Raw genomic sequence first — 17,529 nt, forward strand, 5'->3', positions numbered from 1 at the left:
CGGGGCCGCGCCTGTCCCCGCGGGGAGTCAGCAGCGAGCGCTAGTCCAAGCGCCGGCCGGCGGTCGGGCGACCCGGGGCAACAGGTCAGTCGGGGCGGTCGAGCCGGTAGCGCCAGGAGGGGAGGCTCTTTCCGGCAGTATCCTCGGCCGCGGTGAAATGGCGGTCGGGCAGGAAACCGAGGCTTTCCAGCAGCCGCCGCGAGGGCTGGTTGGGTTCGTACACCCCGGCGAACACGGTCCGGCTGCCGCGGGAGGCGAACAGCCACTGCACCAGTGCGGCCGCGGCTTCCCGGCCCAGTCCCTGCCCGTGGTGATCCCGATGCAGGATGTAGCCCAGGCTCGCCGTGTGGGACGGAATCCGGCCGGGCAGGGGAGGGGTCTCGGAGTTCCACGTCCGGCCGTCGCCAATGATGTCGCCGGTCGCCCGGAGTTGGATAACCCAGCCGACGTTGAACCATTCGGTGGTGGACGCGTCAGTTGCCGCGACTATCTTGCGCACCCGGGCCGTGTTCTCCGCCGGGGTGAGGGCCGCGTGGGAGAGGTACCGCACGGCCTCCGGGTCGCCGCGGAAGGTCAGGACGGCGCCGTCGTCGGCCGCAGCGAGGGGCCGCAGCACCAGCCGTTCCGTGTGAAGAGGGGCCGGAATGCCGTCGGCGGTGGTCACTGGACGGTCAGCTCAGCGCGTTGCGGCGGCCTTCGAAGGCGCGGCCCAGCGTGACTTCGTCAGCGTATTCGAGGTCTCCACCCACAGGGAGCCCCGAGGCGAGCCGCGTGACCGCGATGCCGATCGACTTGAGCATCCGGGCGAGGTACGTGGCAGTGGCTTCGCCCTCGAGGTTGGGGTCGGTCGCAATGATGATTTCCTGGATGGCGCCGTCGTTAAGCCGGGTGAGCAGTTCACGGATCCGAAGCTGCTCCGGCCCGACGCCCGCAATCGGATTGATGGCCCCGCCGAGCACGTGATAGCGGCCGCGGAAGGACCGGGTGCGCTCCACGGCCAGCACGTCCTTGGATTCCTCCACGACGCAGATCACTGACGGGTCCCGGCGCGGATCCCGGCAGATGTTGCACAGTTCCTGCTCGGTGACGTTGCCGCACACAGTGCAGAACTTGACCCGTTCCTTGACCGTGGTGATGGCCTCGACCAGGCGTTTCATGTCCTGCGGGTCGGCTTCGAGGATGTGGAAGGCCAGGCGCTGCGCGGATTTGGGCCCAACGCCGGGGAGGCGGCCGAGCTCGTCGATCAGCTCCTGTACTGCACCTTCGTACACAATGTCCTCGTTCGTTGGGGGGAGTAGCGCGCCGCTCGGCCGCCGTGAAAACTAGAAACGCGGCGCCAGTGGGCTTCCGTCGAGGGACCGCTCCTCGAGCAGTTTCCCGCCCAGAATACGCTCGACGGCGGCGCGGCCGAAGACGCCGGACTCCTCGATCGTTTCGTCGTCGGCGCTGGGAATGTCCTGGACGTAGGTGGGGGCGTCGACGGCGGTTCTGGCCGGTGCCTTGGCCCGTCCGGCCTCCGCTTCCGGGCTGTTGGACAACCGCTGGTACAGACTCTGCCGGGCAGCCGCCGGAGGCGCGGCCGCCGGAGCCGTGGCCGCCACCGGGGAGGCCGCTGCCGCGATGACAGCCGGGGCGCCGCCTGCCGGCACAAGCACGGCTTCGGGTGCCGGGGCGTGCTCCGCGACCGGGTGGCCGTAGCCGGACGCGCCTTCCGGAGCCCTGGCGGGCTCAGGAATCTGGGCGGCGGCGGGTTCGTAGCGCGGCGGTTCCGGCTCGGGGTCTGGTTGCGCCGGTACGGCCACGGCGTCGGGTCCCGTGTGGCGTCCGACGTTCAGTTCCGTGCCGACGGTCCAAACGCCCGGTGACTGTTCGACGGCGTGGGCCCACGGGTCCGCCGCAGGATCCTTGGAGGGCGTCTGGTACGGCGCTGAGGCCGGCCCGCCGGTGGGGGCGCTCGCGGGCGAGGCGGAGGCGCTGCCGCCCGAGCGCCGCTGTGTAGGCGGCGGCGTCGGGGCGGACCCTGCAGGGAAAGGCCGGGTGGTTGCCGGGGCAGACGGGCTCCAGTCCAGGGGCGGTTCCTCGTCCAGGGGCGGTGCGTCCTCGTCCCGAGGGGGACCCCAGTCGTCGTCCGAGTAAGCGTAGGAACCTTCCGATTCCGCCGCCGGACCGGCGGGCTGGACGGCTTCGCGGCCAGGCTGGGCGGCAGCTGCGGGAGCCTGCGTGGCGGACTCGGCAGGGGCCTGCGGGGCTTCGTCGCGCTCCGGTGCTGCCTCGGCCGGTGCGGCGGGCGCCGGTGCGGACGCGGTGGCGCGGCTAGTTTCAACGGGGGTCGCCGGCGCAGGTCCTGCGGCGACTGTGGCGCTGGTGCCTGTAGTGGAGGGCGACCCGGACGCGGGTGCTGCAGCGGGTGCGGCGGGTGCGGCGGGTGCCAGACCCCAGGCGACATCCGCTTCCGTCGCTTCCGTGGCCGGGGTGTCCCGGCTAGCGGGTGCTTTTGGGTTTGGCTCAGAGCTCGCTGAGCTGTTGCCGCTGCCTGCCACGGCCGTGATCTGGCAGTCGATCCCGATGGTCTTGTGGATTGCCTGGCGCAGGTTCTCCGCGTGGTCCGCCCGGCCAAAGGCTCCGGCGAGCCCCGACGTCGTGAACGACAGGGTGAGGACCTGGCCCTCGAAGTGCCCTACCTGTGCGTTGGGTTCCACGAGCGCCCAGGTGCTGCGCTTGATCTTGGTCAGGGTCTGCAGGATTTCGGGCCAGGCGCGGCGGAGGACCTCGACGTCGGGCCCGGATCCGGAGCCGGCGGCCGGGGCCGGGACGCCCGCAGCCGGTCGCTCCGGCGCATCCGACCGCGCCGTCTGGGACGGACTGGCCGGTTGGGACGGAGCATCCGGTTGGGGCTGGGCTGCCGGGGCGGCCAGGGCCGGTATGGCAGTTTCAGGTGCCTGGGTACGGACGGCCGGCGCCGGCTCCCGCTCCTGGGCAGGCGCCGGGGCGGTGGCCGGGCGGCCGGCGCCGTTTGCGGCAGCAGGTTCGTCCACGGGCCAGTCGCTGGTGCTGACCCGGGGGGCCGTGAGGGGCGGCCGGTCGGGCTGAGTTTCTGGCTGTGCCTGCGGCGAGGCTGCAGGCGGGGTGGCCGGGGGTGTTGCCGCCGTCCCCGGGCCGGCGGCGGGCGCCGTCTCAGCCGGGCGGTTCGACGCGGGAGCGGCCGGAGCGGCAGCGGGCGCGCGGCCGACGGCCGGCGCGGGAGTGGCGGCGGGAGCTCCGACGTCGTTCCCGGCGTAATTCAGGCGGCGCTCCACACGGTCGATGCGGGCCGCGATGCCGCGCTCGGTCTGCTCGGAGCTGGGCAGCAGGATGCGGGCGCACAGCAGCTCAAGGTGCAGCCTGGGGGAGGTGGCACCGGTCATCTCCGTCAGCGCCGTGTTGGTCACGTCCGCGGCCCGGGAGAGCTCGGCAGCGCCAAGGTTGTGGGCTTGGTTCTGCATCCGGGCGATTTGGTCGGCGGGCATGCCGCGGAGGATCGACTGGGCGCTCTCCGGCATGGCCTGGACAATGATGAGGTCGCGGAAGCGCTCCAGCAGGTCCTCGACGAAGCGGCGGGGATCGTGCCCGGTCTGGATAACGCGGTCGACGGCGCGGAAGACGGTGGCGGCGTCGGAGGCGGCGACGGCCTCGACGACGTCGTCGAGCAGGGATGCGTGGGTGTACCCGAGCAGGGCCACAGCGAGCTCGTAGTCCAGGCCGTTGGGGCCGGCGCCGGCCATCAGCTGGTCGAGCACTGACAGGGAGTCGCGCACCGAGCCGCCGCCGGCGCGGATTACCAGCGAGAGGACGCCCGGGGCCACGGCGACGTTTTCCTGTGTGCAGAGCAGCTCCAGGTACGCCATCAGGGGCTCAGGCGGAACCAGCCGGAACGGGTAGTGGTGGGTGCGGGAGCGGATGGTGCCGATGACCTTGTCCGGCTCCGTGGTGGCGAAGATGAACTTGATGTGTTCCGGCGGCTCTTCAACGATTTTCAGGAGCGCGTTGAAGCCGGCCGAGGTGACCATGTGGGCCTCGTCGATGATGAAGATTTTGTAGCGGTCGCGGACCGGGGCGTAGGTGGCCCGTTCGCGAAGATCGCGAGCGTCATCGACACCGCCGTGGCTCGCGGCGTCAATCTCAATGACGTCGAGCGAACCGGCGCCGCCACGGGCGAGCTCAATGCAGCTGGGGCAGACGCCGCAGGGGGTGTCAGTGGGGCCTTCCGCGCAGTTCAGGCAGCGGGCCAGGATGCGGGCGGAGGTGGTTTTGCCGCAGCCTCGGGGGCCGGAAAAGAGGTAGGCGTGGTTGACGCGGTTCTTCCGCAGCGCCGTCATCAGCGGCTCGGTGACGTGTTCCTGCCCGATAACGTCCGCGAACGAATCGGGCCGGTATCTGCGGTAAAGGGCGGTAGTAACAGTCACAGCTAAACCCTACCAATCGGCTCAGACATAAAAGACCCCCCATGCACCCGCCAGAGCCCATTTACCCTTGCTACCTTCCGGTCCTGGGGGAGTTCAACAGGATGACGCCACATGAGGGGCCGTCAAGTAGTTTACCCGACGATCGGGCGTGCCCCGAATCGGGGTGGGCGGGGTGATTCTTCTCGATGGACATGCCCATTTTTCGGGGCGTGGAGTGGGCAAGCGTGGCACCGGGGGTCGGAGATGGACATGCCCAGTCGTGTGGCCGCCGGGTGGAGATGCCCGTTGCCTCCGGAGCCCAGGGATGAACATGCCCATTTTTCGGGCCGGCGGGTGGGCATATGCCAACTATGTCCATCCGCCGACTCGAGTGATGAATATGTCCATCCGTGGAGTCGGATGATGAACATGTCCGGTGCCCCGGGAGCTATGGGATGGACATGCCCATTTTTAGGGTCACCGGGTGGGCATATACCGACTATGTCCATTGGTGGAGTCGGGCGATGGGCATGTCCGTCGCGGCGGGGCCGGGGGTGGGTTGCGGAGGGGGTGCGGACTCAATTGGGCGAAGCCGCGAAGTTCAGGTAGTCTAGTATCTGCTTTTGATTCAGAAGCAACTGGAGAATTCGCCTAGCGGCCTATGGCGCACGCCTGGAACGCGTGTTGGGTTAACGCCCTCGGGGGTTCAAATCCCCCATTCTCCGCGGTTGGCCCCGGTTCATTGAACCGGGGCCTTTTTGCATCCTGGATCGGTCGGCACTCCGCCCCAACTACTCCGCGTAACCCAGCCGGCGCAGCCGCGTCCGTGCTGCCTGTTCGCTCGGCCCCATCCGGCCCAGGGCGAGATGGACGATCCTGAGCGTGGCTCGCGTTGCCAACTTCACCGGCAGCGGGAAAGGCCCCAGCCTCGCGGTCCGCAGCCCCAGCATGTCCCGGTACTTGGGCTCGAGGCTGGCCACCGCGGCCGCGAACAGCACCCGGTAGCCGGGCCGAAGGACGGGGTGCAGCGGGGGATCGCGGATGAACGCGACCGTCTCGGCGACTTTCGCCCCCGAGGTGAGATCGCCGTCGTCGTACCAGCGGTCCAGCTGCCGGCGCATCCCGGCCTCATCCAGCGGCGGCGATTCGACCCCCATGAGCGTTCCGGCCTGGGCCCACTCGCGGACGTACGCGTCCGGGCCGCCGGGAATGGGCCGGCCCCACAGCTTATGCGCGGACAGGAACGCGTCGGTGAACGCGATGTGGACCCAGCGGAGGAGCTCGGGGTCGTTGGCCGCGTAGGGCCGCTCCACGCCGTGGCCGTCAGTGTAGGTTCCGCGCACAGATTCGTGCAGCCGCAGCACCCAGCCCGAGGCGGCACGGGCGGCCTCCGTCGACCCGTAGGTGACCGTAAAGATCCAGCGGATGGTCCCGGCCAGCCGGCCAAGGGGGTCTTCGCGGAAGCGGGAGTGGTCGTGCACCCCGGCCAGTGCGCCCGGGTGCAGCGCCTGCATCAGCAGCGCGCGGATGCCGGCCACAATGGTCGGCATGGCCCCGTGCACGGCCCAGACAGCGGAACCGGGGCGGTGGAAGCCGGGGTCGCCGCCCTCCTCGAGCCGTCCCACCCAATCGGGCACGGCGTCCCGCGTTCCGGTGAACGTCTGCTTGAGTTCCGCCTGCCATTCCCTGAGGACATTGCGCATACTCCTATTCTTACCCGGCCGGCGCGGGCGGGTACGTGTTTCCTTGGCGGGCACTACTGGGGCGCCACCCCTCTTCCGCGCGGTGGTGCGGATTGGTCCCGGAAGCCCGATAAACCGGGGTCGTGCGGAGGTTCACAGACCGGATCGATTGTGGTCACATAGGGGAGTGAGTCCGCCGAGATTGGGGTCCGGCGGAAAAACTTCGCAGGAGTCACAACGTGGGAAAACACTGGGGAAACCAAACGCGTGGACAGGCCAGGGCTTCGGGGGTGGCTGCCCGCACTCTTGCGGGAGCCGCCGGCGTCGCCTTTGTCCTGCTCCTCGTTGGGTCCCCGGCTCCCGATAACTATTCGATGCCGGCGCCCGCCTCCTCATCGGCCGAGGCTATATCCGACGCCGCCTCTGGCACCGTGGGCCCCGGTCTCCTTGACCCCGTCGCTCCCGTGACGGGGGACCCGGGCGGCGCCGGACGGGGCACCGCCGCCCTGACCGCCGACCGGCATGCCCTGGTGTCCTTCGACCGGACCACGGTCCAGACCCGGTCCAAGGACGGCAAGGTGGAACTTCGCGTCGCGTCGGCGGGCTTGGAGCGGCCGCCCAAAGGTTTCCTGATGGCCCCCCTCGAATCCTTGACCGAATCCTCGCCCTTTGGCCTGCGCATCAGTCCGCTCACCGGAACGGCCGGGGAATTCCACTGGGGCCAGGATTTCGCGGCCGCGTGCGGAACCCGGGTGTATTCGGCCGACGCCGGTGTGGTGCGGGCCGTGGGATGGCATCCCTGGGGCGGCGGGAACCGGGTGGAAATCGACCACGGCAACGGCCTGATCACCACCTACAACCACCTTCAGGGGATCGCCGTAAAGAAGGGCGAGTCCGTGGGCGTGGATGAGGTCATCGCCAAGGTGGGGACCACGGGGTCATCCACCGGGTGCCACCTCCATTTCGAGACCATCCTCAACGGCGCGCACGTCAACCCGCTGGACTGGAAATTCCTTCCCACCCGGCAGGTTGATCCGCTCGATGACATCCAGATGACCAGTTACGCCCCGGACGCCGGCAAGCCGGCTGCCGGAAGTTCGAGCACTGACTGGGCCATCCCGGTGGCCGCTGAGCATCCCCGGGAAGTCACCGGCGGAGTCCAGGAGAAACACGTTCCCGCAGTTGAGACCACGACGACGGCGAAGCCCTCACCTACCGCTACGCCGTCCCCGGCCGCGACGACGCCGGCCGCCACCCCGAGCGCGCCGGCCACGCCCTCGGCCCCCGCGGTGACGCCGACGCCGACGCCGACAGCCGCCCCCACCCCGCCGGTCGTGACGCCCACGCCGACGCCGTCGCCGACCCTCCCGGTGGTGACACCCACGCTGCCTTCCGTCACGCCTTCCCCGACACCGGCGGCGACTACCCCGGCCACCCCGGTGGCGCCGGTTCCGACGCCCGCCCCCGGGACGCTCCTGCAGCAGACGCCGTCCACGGAGCCGCCGGCCGGGTTGGCCCCCGCCACGTCCGCCCCCGCGACGCCGGCGCCGTAGCCCAAGCCCGCACCCACCCCACCCCACCCCGTCACGGACCCATACCGGCGTAGCGTGGTGTCGAAGCACAGTTGTGACTTGTTTCTGCCCCCAACCCCGCGAGGACACCACACCATGACCACCCTGCACTCCATCCCGCTGACCCTTAACGACGGCACGGAAACCGACTTCGACCGCTTCCGGGGCCAGGTGGTGCTGGTGGTGAACGTTGCCTCCCAGTGCGGGTTCACGCCCCAGTACACCGGCCTGCAGGCCCTCCATAACAAGTTCGAGGCGGAAGGCTTCACCGTCCTCGGCATCCCCTGCAACCAGTTCGCCGGACAGGAGCCAGCCGGTGACGCGGAAATTGCCGAGTTCTGCGAACGCAACTTCGGCGTGACGTTTCCGCTGACCACCAAGGCCGACGTTCGCGGCAAGAACCAGCACCCGCTTTACGAGCAGCTGACCAAATTCAAGAAGGGCCTGCTGCCCGGGCTCGTGAAATGGAACTTCGAGAAGTTCCTGGTGAACCGCGACGGCGAAGTCGTGGCCCGTTTCGCGCCGACCGTAGAGCCGGATGCTCCGGAGATCATTGAGGCCGTGCGCCGGGCGCTCGACTGAGCCGGCGCGAGGGCGCGACGGCGAGGGCGCGGCGGCGGGGACGCTCCGGGGCGCGCAAGGGCACAAGGGGCCCTACCCCTGCGCAGGCCCACGTCCTAGACTGGCCAAACCCTCCGACGTTCCGGGCATACCTGCGGTGTAAACACCCCTGCCCGCCGGCAGAGCAGCCGGCCACGGCCTGCGGAGGGTGCATCAGGAAGCTTCGTGAATCACAACTGGGCACTCAACATTGGGGTCCGTGAAACCAGGAGGAAAGTGATGACAGGAAACAAAGCCGTTGCCTACAAGGGTCCAGGAAAAGTCGAGCTGATCGACATTGACTACCCGACTTTCGAGCTCAAGGACGGCCCGGGGGTTAACCCCGCCAACGTGGGCCGCTCCGTACGCCACGGCGTAATCCTCAAAACCGTTGCCACGAACATCTGCGGCTCGGACCAGCACATGGTCCGCGGGCGCACCACGGCCCCCGCGGACCTGGTCCTCGGCCACGAAATCACCGGTGAAGTGGTGGAAGTCGGCCCGGACGTCGAATTCATCAAGGTGGGGGACATCTGCTCGGTGCCCTTCAACATCGCCTGTGGACGGTGCCGGAACTGCAAGGAGCGGAAGACCGGCATCTGCCTGAACGTCAACCCCGACCGCCCGGGCAGCGCCTACGGGTATGTGGACATGGGCGGCTGGGTGGGCGGCCAGGCCAACTACGTCCTGGTCCCGTACGCGGACTGGAACCTGCTGAAGTTCCCGGACAAGGACCAGGCCCTGGAGAAGATCATGGACCTGACCATGCTCTCGGACATCTTCCCGACGGGCTTCCACGGTGCCGTCACGGCCGGCGTCGGTGTGGGTTCCACGGTGTACGTTGCCGGCGCCGGACCCGTCGGGCTCGCGGCGGCCACCAGCGCCCAGCTGCTGGGTGCCGCCGTCGTCATTGTCGGCGACATGAATGAGGACCGGCTCAAGCAGGCCCGCAGCTTCGGCTGCGAGACCGTTGACCTCTCCAAGGGCGGCCCGGCCGAACAGATCGAGCAGATCCTGGGGGTACCCGAGGTTGACTGCGCCGTCGACGCCGTGGGCTTCGAGGCCAAGGGGCACGGCCACGATGCCAAGGAGGCGCCGGCGACGGTCCTGAACTCCCTGATGGAGCTCACGGCGGCCGGCGGCGCGCTCGGCATTCCGGGGCTCTACGTCACGGGCGATCCGGGCGGAGTGGACGAGGCCGCCAAGAAGGGTGCCCTGTCGCTGAGCCTGGGCACCGGCTGGGCGAAGTCGCTGAGCTTCACCACCGGACAGTGCCCGGTGATGAAGTACAACCGCGGCCTGATGATGGCGATCCTGCACGATAAGGTCCACATCGCGAAGAACGTCAACGCCAAGGCGATCTCCCTGGAGGACGCCCCGAAGGGCTACGCCGAGTTCGACGCCGGAGCCGCCACGAAGTACGTGCTCAACCCGAACGGCTACCTGAACTGACGGCCGGGAACGCCGGGTAATTACCTCCGGCGGGCGCACCCGGCACATGCCGGGGCAGGTATGCGTCCGCCGGAGTACCCGAATATCGGCCAGCCGGAAACATGCCTACTGGGGTTTGCGCATCGCGGACCGAATCTCTGGTTGGATAGATGTGAGAGGGACGCTGGAGGCAACCGCTTCCACCCAACCAAGAAGGTAGCGATGGAACTCATCGAGGCCGAACACCCCCGGCCGCGTCATTTCCTACTCCACTTCAGTGACGCCCATCTGCTGGGCGGCACGGACCCGCTGCACGGCGTCGTCGATAGCGACGCCCGGCTGCGGGAACTGTTTGACGAAGTCCGTGCCTCCGGCGCGCGCCCCGAGGCTGTGGTCTTCACCGGCGACCTGGCCGACCGCGGCGAGGCGGAGGCCTACGCGAAAATCCGCAGCATCGTGGAGCCCGCGTGCGAGGCCATGGGCGCGAAAATCATCTGGGCGATGGGGAACCATGACAACCGGGCCAACTTCCGGACCGGGCTGCTGGACCAGCCGGCCGACGACGCCCCGGTGGACCGCGTTGATTTCATCAACGGGCTGCGGATCATCACCCTGGACACCTCGGTACCGGGCTTCCACCACGGCGAGCTGAGCGCCGCGCAGCTGGAATGGCTTGCCGAAGAACTGTCGACGCCGGCGCCGGACGGCACCATCCTGGCGCTGCACCACCCGCCGGTCCCCTCGGTGCTGGACCTGGCGGTGCTGGTTGAACTGCGCGGCCAGGCCGCGCTCGCGGGTGTCCTGCGGAACTCCGATGTCCGCGCCGTCCTCGGCGGCCACTTGCATTATTCGACGACGGCGACGTTCGCCGGCATCCCGGTTTCGGTCGCGTCGGCCACCTGCTACACCCAGGACCTGAACGTCCCCATGGGTGGAACGAGGGGCCGTGACAGCGGGCAGTCGTTCAACCTGGTCCACGTCTACGAGCACACAATCGTTCATTCCGTGGTCCAGTTGGGCGACACCGTGCCTCCGGTGGGCGAGTTCGTCACCGGCGAGGAGGCCCGGCGGCGGATTGCGGCCGCCGGGATCCGCATTCCGGGCCAGGCGCGGCTGGAAGAACTTTCAAGGTCCGCCGGCAGCCGCGGGGTTGGCTCCCGCAGCTAGCCCGCGCCCGGCGCCGGGGTCAGAGCTCCCAGGGCGCCTTGATCGGGAAGTACTTCTCCAGGAAATCCGTGACCAGCTCGGCGCGTTCCTCGGCCTGCACCTCGGGGAAACTGCCGTCGTTGAGGCAGAAGAAGTCCATGTTCCGCTTGGACAGCAGTTTGGGCAGGTAGTTCAGGCCCGCCCGCGCCGTGGTGTCCACATACCGCACCTTGGCCGCCGTCTGGGTGACGGCCCGGCCCGTGAGCAGCGCGTAGTAATGGTAGAACGAGTTGGTCACCGAGATGTTGTCCGCGGCCCGGAACCGGCTGGCGGCCGTTTTCGCGAACTCCGCCGGAAATTCCTGTTCCATTTTCGCGGTCACACTGCGCCGGAGCGGTGCGGCGGTGTGTTCCAGGTGCCGGGTGGTGATCCGGCCGAACCGGTCCCACAGCAGTTTCCGGTTCACCCGCGCCGCGTTCTCGAAGCCGCTGCGCTCGGCGTCGTTGTCGCCCAGGCCGATGCGCGTCTCCGCCTCAATGAACTTGGTGATCCCGCCGGGGGTGAAGAACATGTCCGGCCGGACGGCCCGGCCAAAGAACATGTCGTCATTGGAATACAGGTAGTGCTCCGACAGTCCCTCGATGTGGTGCAGCTGGCTCTCGACGGCCTGCGAATTGTGCGTCGGCAGCACGGACGGGTCGGCGAAGAACTCCTCACTGCGCACAATGGTCACGCTGGGATGGTCCGCGAGCCAGGACGGGGCGGGGGAGTCCGTGGCGATGAAGATCCGGCGGATCCACGGCGCGAACATGTAAACCGAGCGCAGGGCGTATTTGAGCTCGTCGATCTGGCGGAAGCGGGCCTCGTGGTCGTCCCCCTCGCCCACCACAACGCCGGCCATCCGTGCCCGGCGGGCCGCGATGTACTCCGGGGAGCTGCCGTCAACCCAGGAAAAGACAATGTCGACGTCGAAGCTGATGTCGCTGGCGTGGTCGGCGAACATGTTCTCGATGGTGGGCCAGGTGTGCCCGTAGCGCTCGACAGTGCCGCGGACGGCGTCCTGGGCCAGCAGGGTCCGCCGGGTCAGGGAGTTTTCGATCGGCAGGATCAGCTGGTCGCCCTCGAAGCTCCAGAGTTCGAGCTGGACGCCGGCCGACGCGCCGAACTCGAGCCCGCCTTCGGGTTCCACGTGCGGCCGGTAGAGCCGGAAAATCCGGGCCTGGCGGTTGGGGGAAAGTTCCCCGTCGGCCACGAGGACGGAGGACTTCTTCTTGGCGTCCACGGTCATGGAGTAGAAGGGCTCGTCCCGGCAGGCCTCAACCAGGGCGGCGCGCAGTTCCCGGCGGTTCTTCCAGTCCACCGCGATCACCGGACGGTCGTTGTTGCCGCGGACCAGCAGGTAGTCCAGGTTCGCTCCGGCCAGCACGGACCGGACGAACAGCAGGTCCTCTACCATGGCCTGGTAGGGGGTGCGGTTTTCATTGATCAGCGCGTACCGGCCGCGCCGGCGGACCACGTCGGGGCGCGAGCGGAACCTGGCGACGGCGGCCGGTGACGTGACCTCGGCGTGGGCGTGGTTGTCCTCGCTCGCCTGGCTGCCGTAGTAAATCTCGTCCTGGATCAATGCGTCTGTAATGTCGTGTCTCCGAGCTGTTTTGAGTGCCGTTAAAAGTGGATGAATCCCTACTTGCATGATATCGCGGGCCGCAAAACGGCCCGGGGGGAGGACCTCAGCCGGCCGCGGCATCCCGCCAGTGACGCAGGAAGGCCGCACCGGCGTCGTCGTGGATGACCCCGGCCCCAAGCCCGAGGTCGGCGGCTGTCAGGACCTCGTACGGCTTCACCGGGACGCCGTCGGCGGGCCGGACGTCCACATGCTTCACAGGGTGGTCGTTGTGGTGCAGCCAGTCCGCCATCGCGTAGTCGGTGCGGGAATCGCCCACCGTCCGCCAGGCGGCCGGGGTGATGCCCGCGGCGGCGAGCAGTTCCACCGCCCGGCTGGCGCCGAGGTCCTTGCCCAGCCGGACCGATTCGATGTCGGTGGAGATGATGGTGGGATCGACGCGGTAGTCGATCCGGTCATCGCTGTTTGGCGCATGGTGGTCCAGCCGGACCACCCCCAAACCGTGCCGGCCCATCAGCTCCATGGCCTCGGCGTCGAACAGTTCCTGTTCCGCGCGGTAGTCGTCATTGGCGACGGCGATGTGCTGCTCCACGGAAACCATGGCGCGTTTGGTCTCGTCAAAGAACATGTGGGTGGAGTAGTCCTCGGCCACCAGTCGCCGCACGTCGTTCCCGAACGCCTCCGGAATGGCGAGGTCCCGGTCCACGTGGACCGGGCCGGGGCCGGCAGCCGTGTAGCTGAACCAGACGGCGCCCTTTTCGCAGATGGCGTGGATAACGACGCCGGCCGGCATCCCGGCGGCGATCATCGGCTCCATGACCTGCTCGCGGATGAAGGCGTCCGACCGGCCGGTATTGAAGATGACCGGAATGCCGGCGGCCGCGAGGGCCACGAGGTCCGCGATGATGCCCGGCTGGACGGTGCGGGTCACCGGGCTCGCCACCGGTCCGTCCACGTCAAGCAGCAGGGCCAGCGGCGGGGCCGACGGCGGCAGGGCGGAAGTCGAGGGTGCTGTCATGCCCTCATTGTCTCAGCCGGGGCAGGACTTCACCCCAGGGCGGCCGCTTCGTGACGCCCGTGACAGATGATCACTGTTTGGCCACAACCTCGGGCGCCGTGGCCGCAGTGATTCCCCTGGCCCAGGATCTTCCCTAGGCTTGCATGGTGATCTTCAAAGCTGTGGGCGAGGGACGCCCGTACCCCGACCATGGTTTCAACACGCCCAAGGACTGGGCCGCCCTGCCGCCGCGCCCGGTCCGGCTGGACGAACTGGTGACCACCAAACGTACCCTTGACCTCGAGGCCTTGCTGGCCGAGGACTCCACCTTCTTCGGTGACCTGTTCCCGCACGTTGTGGAGTTCCGCGGCGTGCTGTACCTGGAGGACGGTCTGCACCGGGCTGTCCGCACGGCCCTGCACCAGCGCACCGCGATCCACGCCCGCGTTCTGGTCATCAGTGGCTAGGAAGCCGCAGGACCCCTCGGTCCTGCACGGGCACCACGTCATCACCGGTTCCGACCTCCGCGCCACGTTTGCGGAGCGCGACGAGCTGGAGAACCCGGTGCGGATGCGGCGGCGAATCCTGCACGGCGTGGTGCTGGTGCTCCTGCTCGGCCTGGTGGCTGGCGCCATTGTGGTGGCGTTGGCCATCATGAGCGGCCAGATCAAGATCCCTACGGCGGAGCGCAGCCAGGCTGCCGCGTCCCTGTGCCCCGATGCGACGTACAACTACACGCCGCCCGGGAAGATCAAACTGAACGTCTACAACTCCACGAGCCGGCCGGGACTGGCCCGCACGGTGGCGGACCAGTTCGCGGCCCGCAAGTTTGTGGTGGGTGCGGTGGGCAACACCGAGTCCGGCTACCGCGGCGTGGCGCTGGTGGTTTCCGGGGCGGCCGGCCAGTCCGCGGCGTTCAGCGTCCAGCGCAACCTCCCCGGCTCCGACTACGTCCAGGACGGCCGGAGCGACCCGAGCGTGGACGTGATCCTGACCGGGGACTTCAAGGACCTGGCCAAGCCCTCGCTCGTGGACCAGACGCCGGGCAAGCTCAGCTGCCCGCGCGAAACCCGCCGCGTGGTCGAGGACCCGTCCCTGCCCGTGGTGCCCTCGATTGTCCCGGCCAGCCCCAAACCCTGACCAGCCCAAGCCCTGATCGGCTGCCGGCCCGGGCTGGAATGCCGCTGAGCCACCGGCCCCGGCGTGCCGCTTAACCGCTGACGCGGAGCGGGCGGCCGTCGCCGTCGAACCTGGCACCGGCTCCCAACTGGACGAACCGCACGGTCCGGGCCAGCCGGGCCTCGGCGTCGGGTTCCGCTCCGGCACCGTCACCCCGGGCGGCGCTGGAGGACAGGGTCCCGTGGATGAGCTGCGCCAGTTGGGTGATGTCCGTCTGCGGCAGGTACCCCTGGGCCATACCCTCCCGCAGGATGTCCTGCAGCAGGAGGCTGAGCTCGCCCACGTGGTCCGCGAGCTTGGCGAAGGAGGCCGGCGACAGGACGGCGCCCATGGCCGGTCCCGGCGGCAGGTGGCGCCGGCTCAGGTCCTCCACCTGGGCCCGCACGTAGAGGGCCAGCCGTTCCACCGGATTCTCCAGCGATGCCAGCGAATCGCGCAGCTCGACCAGGAAACGCTCGGTCTCGTCGAGGGCGTAGGCAATCAGGAGCTCTTCGATGTCCGCGTAGTAGTTGTAGACAGCCGTGCGGCCGATCCGGGCGTGCCGGGCGACGTCGGTCATGGTCAGCCCCGGCAGCCCGTGGGTGAAGAGCAGTTCGCCGAACGCAGTCAGGATGCGGCGCTGGGTCTCGGCTCGTTGGGCGGCGTTGCTCGCGGCCGAAATCCTGGGCATACGGACACTTTAGCGCGATGTGTCAGTAAAAGGCGTGTGTCGACCGACACCACCCGGTGCATCGATGCAATTTTGCATCGATGCAAGGAATGTGCAATTATTCTTCCCATACCGGGACCCCTGACCTGCCCCAGCGCTCCCGCTCTTGCCTTCCACCGCTCAAAAAGGAATGACGACATGACCACTCCAGCAACCCCCGCGCCGGGGCGGCCCGGGGAAAAGCAGCACATTGTCTTGCTTTTCGTCGGCCTGATGCTCTCGATGCTCCTGGCGTCGCTGAACCAGACCGTGCTCAGCACGGCGCTGCCCACCATCGTCGGCGAGCTCCACGGCGTCAACGACATGCTCTGGGTCATCACCGCCTTCATCCTCGCCTCCACGGTGACCATGCCGATCTACGGCAAGCTGGGCGACCTTATGGGCCGCAAGTCCCTGCTGATGGCCGCAATCCTGCTGTTTATGGCCGGGTCCGTCGTCGGCGGCCTGGCCAATGACATGGGCATGCTCATTGTTGCCCGCGTCATTCAGGGGCTGGGCGGCGGCGGACTGATGATCCTGTCCCAGGCGGTGATCGCGGACGTCATTCCGGCCCGCGAACGCGGCAAGTACATGGGCATGATGGGCGGCGTCTTTGCCATCGCCTCGGTCGCCGGCCCGCTGCTGGGCGGCTGGTTCACCGAAGGCCCGGGCTGGCGCTGGGTGTTCTGGATCAACATTCCGCTGGGCCTCCTTGCCCTGGCCGGAGCCGTCTTCTTCCTCAAGCTGCCCAAGCACAGCGGCCGGCCGCGGTTGGACCTCGGGGGCATGGTCCTGCTCGCCATTGCCACCACCTGCCTGGTGCTGTTCGCGACCTGGGGCGGCAGCAAGTACGACTGGACCGACCCCATCATCCTGGGCCTGATCGCCGGCGCCGTTGTCAGCGCCGCCGCGTTCGTGCTGGTCGAGAGCCGGACCGCCGAGCCGATCATCCCGCTGCATCTGTTCAAGGACCTCAACTTCAACCTCGCCACAGTGTCCGGCCTGCTGATCGGTGTGGCCATGTTCGGTGCGATCGGCTACCTACCGACCTACCTGCAGATGGCTTTCGGCGTCAACGCCACGGAGTCCGGGCTGCTGATGATTCCGATGATGGGCGCCCTGCTGGTGGCCTCCGTGGTTTCCGGCCAGCTGGTCAGCCGCACCGGCCGTTACAAGTGGATGCCGATCACCGGCGGCGTGCTGGTTGCCGGCGCCCTGGTGCTGCTCTCCACCCTGACGCCGGAGGCGCCGCTCTGGGAAATCTGCGCCTACCTCGCCGTGATGGGCCTGGGGCTGGGCCTGAGCATGCAGATCATGGTGCTGATCGTGCAGAACTCTTTCCCGCTGCGCGAAGTGGGCACCGCTACCGCGTCGAACAACTTCTTCCGCCAGATCGGCGCCACCCTGGGCTCCGCCGTCGTCGGCAGCCTGTTTGCCAGCCGGCTGGCCGGGCTGCTGGTCGAACGGCTTCCCGCCGCGGCCCGCGGTGCCACGCCGGGCGGGTCGAACTCGCTGACCCCCGCCGTCGTCGCCCATCTCCCGGCACCGCTCAAGGAGGCCATCATTTCCTCCTACAACGACGCCCTGACCCCGATCTTCATCTGGATGGTTCCGCTCGCCCTCGCCGCGGCCGTGCTGATGTGCTTCATCAAGGAGAAGCCGCTGGCCACCGCCGTCGAACACGACGTACTCGCCGAATCGATTGCCGAAGGCAGCATCCTGATCACCGCGGACGACGCCGACCCGTCGCCGGCCGCCGTGCCCGCCGGTGGCGCCCGGGGATAGTTCCAGGGGAAGCCCGGCCACGTCGCAGGAACAACATGTTCCGGAAACGCTCCCGAAACCTCGTTCGGGCATGCTGGGTCCAACGGGGCCCCGACGGCGGGGCCCGCTGGGGAGGGAACAGGATATGGACGTGAGCGAGACGCCGATCCGAACATGCGCGGAGCTGGCCGCCGGGGACGAGATCGAGGCGTGGCACAACGGCAAGCTGTTCCACCGGGGACGCGTCACCCAGACCATCCCGCTGATGGAGCTCTTCTGGATCCTGGATGCCCGGACCGGCGCCCGGAAGCTGCTGGACCTGGAGGCACTGGACATTCTCCGGTGCCCGTCCGGTGCGCTGCCCGGTAAATACACGACTACCGGCTCGACGGCGGGACTGCCGCAGACGGGCTAAGTCCGGGCCCG

General features: G+C 68.5%; 15 protein-coding genes, 1 tRNA gene and 1 other RNA gene. 9 read left to right on the forward strand and 8 right to left on the reverse strand.

All coding sequences use genetic code 11. From position 1 onward, the window contains the following. Positions 1-85: 85 nt before the first annotated feature. The 4 genes from AC1DHY_RS10100 to ffs form a co-directional block, all read right to left on the reverse strand. Complete coding sequence (locus AC1DHY_RS10100) at positions 86-664, reverse strand: GNAT family N-acetyltransferase (protein WP_476879076.1); 579 nt, start codon at positions 662-664, stop codon at positions 86-88. A gap of 7 nt (positions 665-671) precedes the next feature. Beyond that, a complete protein-coding gene (gene recR, locus AC1DHY_RS10105; RefSeq protein ID WP_309975336.1) occupies positions 672-1,271 on the reverse strand; it encodes a recombination mediator RecR in 600 nt (199 codons plus the stop codon). Between the two features lie 51 nt (positions 1,272-1,322). Then, positions 1,323-4,442, reverse strand: a complete 3,120-nt coding sequence (locus AC1DHY_RS10110) for a DNA polymerase III subunit gamma and tau (protein WP_476879077.1) — start codon at positions 4,440-4,442, stop codon at positions 1,323-1,325. A gap of 27 nt (positions 4,443-4,469) precedes the next feature. Then, positions 4,470-4,566: signal recognition particle sRNA small type (ffs, locus tag AC1DHY_RS10115), an RNA gene on the reverse strand. 495 nt (positions 4,567-5,061) lie between these two features. On the opposite strand from ffs, the gene AC1DHY_RS10120 reads away from it, so the two are divergent. Beyond that, positions 5,062-5,146 (forward strand) — tRNA-Ser (locus AC1DHY_RS10120). Positions 5,147-5,212: 66 nt separating this feature from the next. Here AC1DHY_RS10120 and AC1DHY_RS10125 read toward each other — a convergent pair. Next, on the reverse strand, positions 5,213-6,124 hold the full coding sequence (locus AC1DHY_RS10125) for an oxygenase MpaB family protein (RefSeq protein ID WP_476879078.1): 912 nt from the start codon (positions 6,122-6,124) through the stop codon (positions 5,213-5,215). A gap of 269 nt (positions 6,125-6,393) precedes the next feature. On the opposite strand from AC1DHY_RS10125, the gene AC1DHY_RS10130 reads away from it, so the two are divergent. From AC1DHY_RS10130 to AC1DHY_RS10145, 4 genes are all read left to right on the forward strand, one after another. Continuing rightward, entirely contained in the window at positions 6,394-7,656 is a 1,263-nt protein-coding gene (locus tag AC1DHY_RS10130; RefSeq protein WP_476903555.1) for a M23 family metallopeptidase, read from the forward strand. Positions 7,657-7,770: 114 nt separating this feature from the next. Continuing rightward, complete coding sequence (locus tag AC1DHY_RS10135) at positions 7,771-8,256, forward strand: glutathione peroxidase (RefSeq protein WP_476879080.1); 486 nt, start codon at positions 7,771-7,773, stop codon at positions 8,254-8,256. Positions 8,257-8,514: 258 nt separating this feature from the next. Continuing rightward, positions 8,515-9,726 carry a formaldehyde dehydrogenase, glutathione-independent gene (gene fdhA, locus AC1DHY_RS10140; protein WP_476879081.1) on the forward strand — a complete coding sequence of 404 codons (1,212 nt, stop codon included), beginning with the start codon at positions 8,515-8,517 and terminating at the stop codon, positions 9,724-9,726. A 201-nt stretch (positions 9,727-9,927) separates the two neighbouring features. After that, on the forward strand, positions 9,928-10,872 hold the full coding sequence (locus AC1DHY_RS10145) for a phosphodiesterase (protein WP_476879082.1): 945 nt from the start codon (positions 9,928-9,930) through the stop codon (positions 10,870-10,872). A 19-nt stretch (positions 10,873-10,891) separates the two neighbouring features. Here AC1DHY_RS10145 and AC1DHY_RS10150 read toward each other — a convergent pair whose 3' ends face one another. Both AC1DHY_RS10150 and AC1DHY_RS10155 read right to left on the reverse strand, forming a co-directional pair. Further along, complete coding sequence (locus tag AC1DHY_RS10150; RefSeq protein WP_476903556.1) at positions 10,892-12,544, reverse strand: stealth family protein; 1,653 nt, start codon at positions 12,542-12,544, stop codon at positions 10,892-10,894. A gap of 37 nt (positions 12,545-12,581) precedes the next feature. Continuing rightward, positions 12,582-13,493: a Cof-type HAD-IIB family hydrolase gene (locus AC1DHY_RS10155; RefSeq protein WP_476880391.1), complete on the reverse strand. Its 912-nt coding sequence runs from the start codon at positions 13,491-13,493 to the stop codon at positions 12,582-12,584. A 146-nt stretch (positions 13,494-13,639) separates the two neighbouring features. Between AC1DHY_RS10155 and AC1DHY_RS10160 the strand changes: the two genes are divergently transcribed. Beyond that, complete coding sequence (locus AC1DHY_RS10160; RefSeq protein WP_232084840.1) at positions 13,640-13,939, forward strand: type II toxin-antitoxin system VapB family antitoxin; 300 nt, start codon at positions 13,640-13,642, stop codon at positions 13,937-13,939. Continuing rightward, the gene (locus AC1DHY_RS10165; protein WP_476880392.1) at positions 13,932-14,612 is read left to right on the forward strand and encodes a LytR C-terminal domain-containing protein; all 681 of its coding nucleotides are present in this window, start codon (positions 13,932-13,934) and stop codon (positions 14,610-14,612) included. Before AC1DHY_RS10160 ends, AC1DHY_RS10165 begins: the two co-directional genes overlap by 8 nt. Before the next feature lie 70 nt (positions 14,613-14,682). Here the strand turns inward: AC1DHY_RS10165 and AC1DHY_RS10170 are convergent, their stop codons facing one another. Further along, a complete protein-coding gene (locus AC1DHY_RS10170) occupies positions 14,683-15,321 on the reverse strand; it encodes a TetR/AcrR family transcriptional regulator (protein ID WP_476880393.1) in 639 nt (212 codons plus the stop codon). A 177-nt stretch (positions 15,322-15,498) separates the two neighbouring features. On the opposite strand from AC1DHY_RS10170, the gene AC1DHY_RS10175 reads away from it, so the two are divergent. Both AC1DHY_RS10175 and AC1DHY_RS10180 read left to right on the forward strand, forming a co-directional pair. Beyond that, on the forward strand, positions 15,499-17,124 hold the full coding sequence (locus AC1DHY_RS10175) for an MDR family MFS transporter (RefSeq protein ID WP_476903557.1): 1,626 nt from the start codon (positions 15,499-15,501) through the stop codon (positions 17,122-17,124). A 124-nt stretch (positions 17,125-17,248) separates the two neighbouring features. Further along, positions 17,249-17,518, forward strand: a complete 270-nt coding sequence (locus AC1DHY_RS10180) for a hypothetical protein (protein WP_476903558.1) — start codon at positions 17,249-17,251, stop codon at positions 17,516-17,518. The last annotated feature ends 11 nt before the right edge of the window (positions 17,519-17,529 follow it).

Source organism: Arthrobacter sp. 05L44 (genome assembly GCF_056397605.1).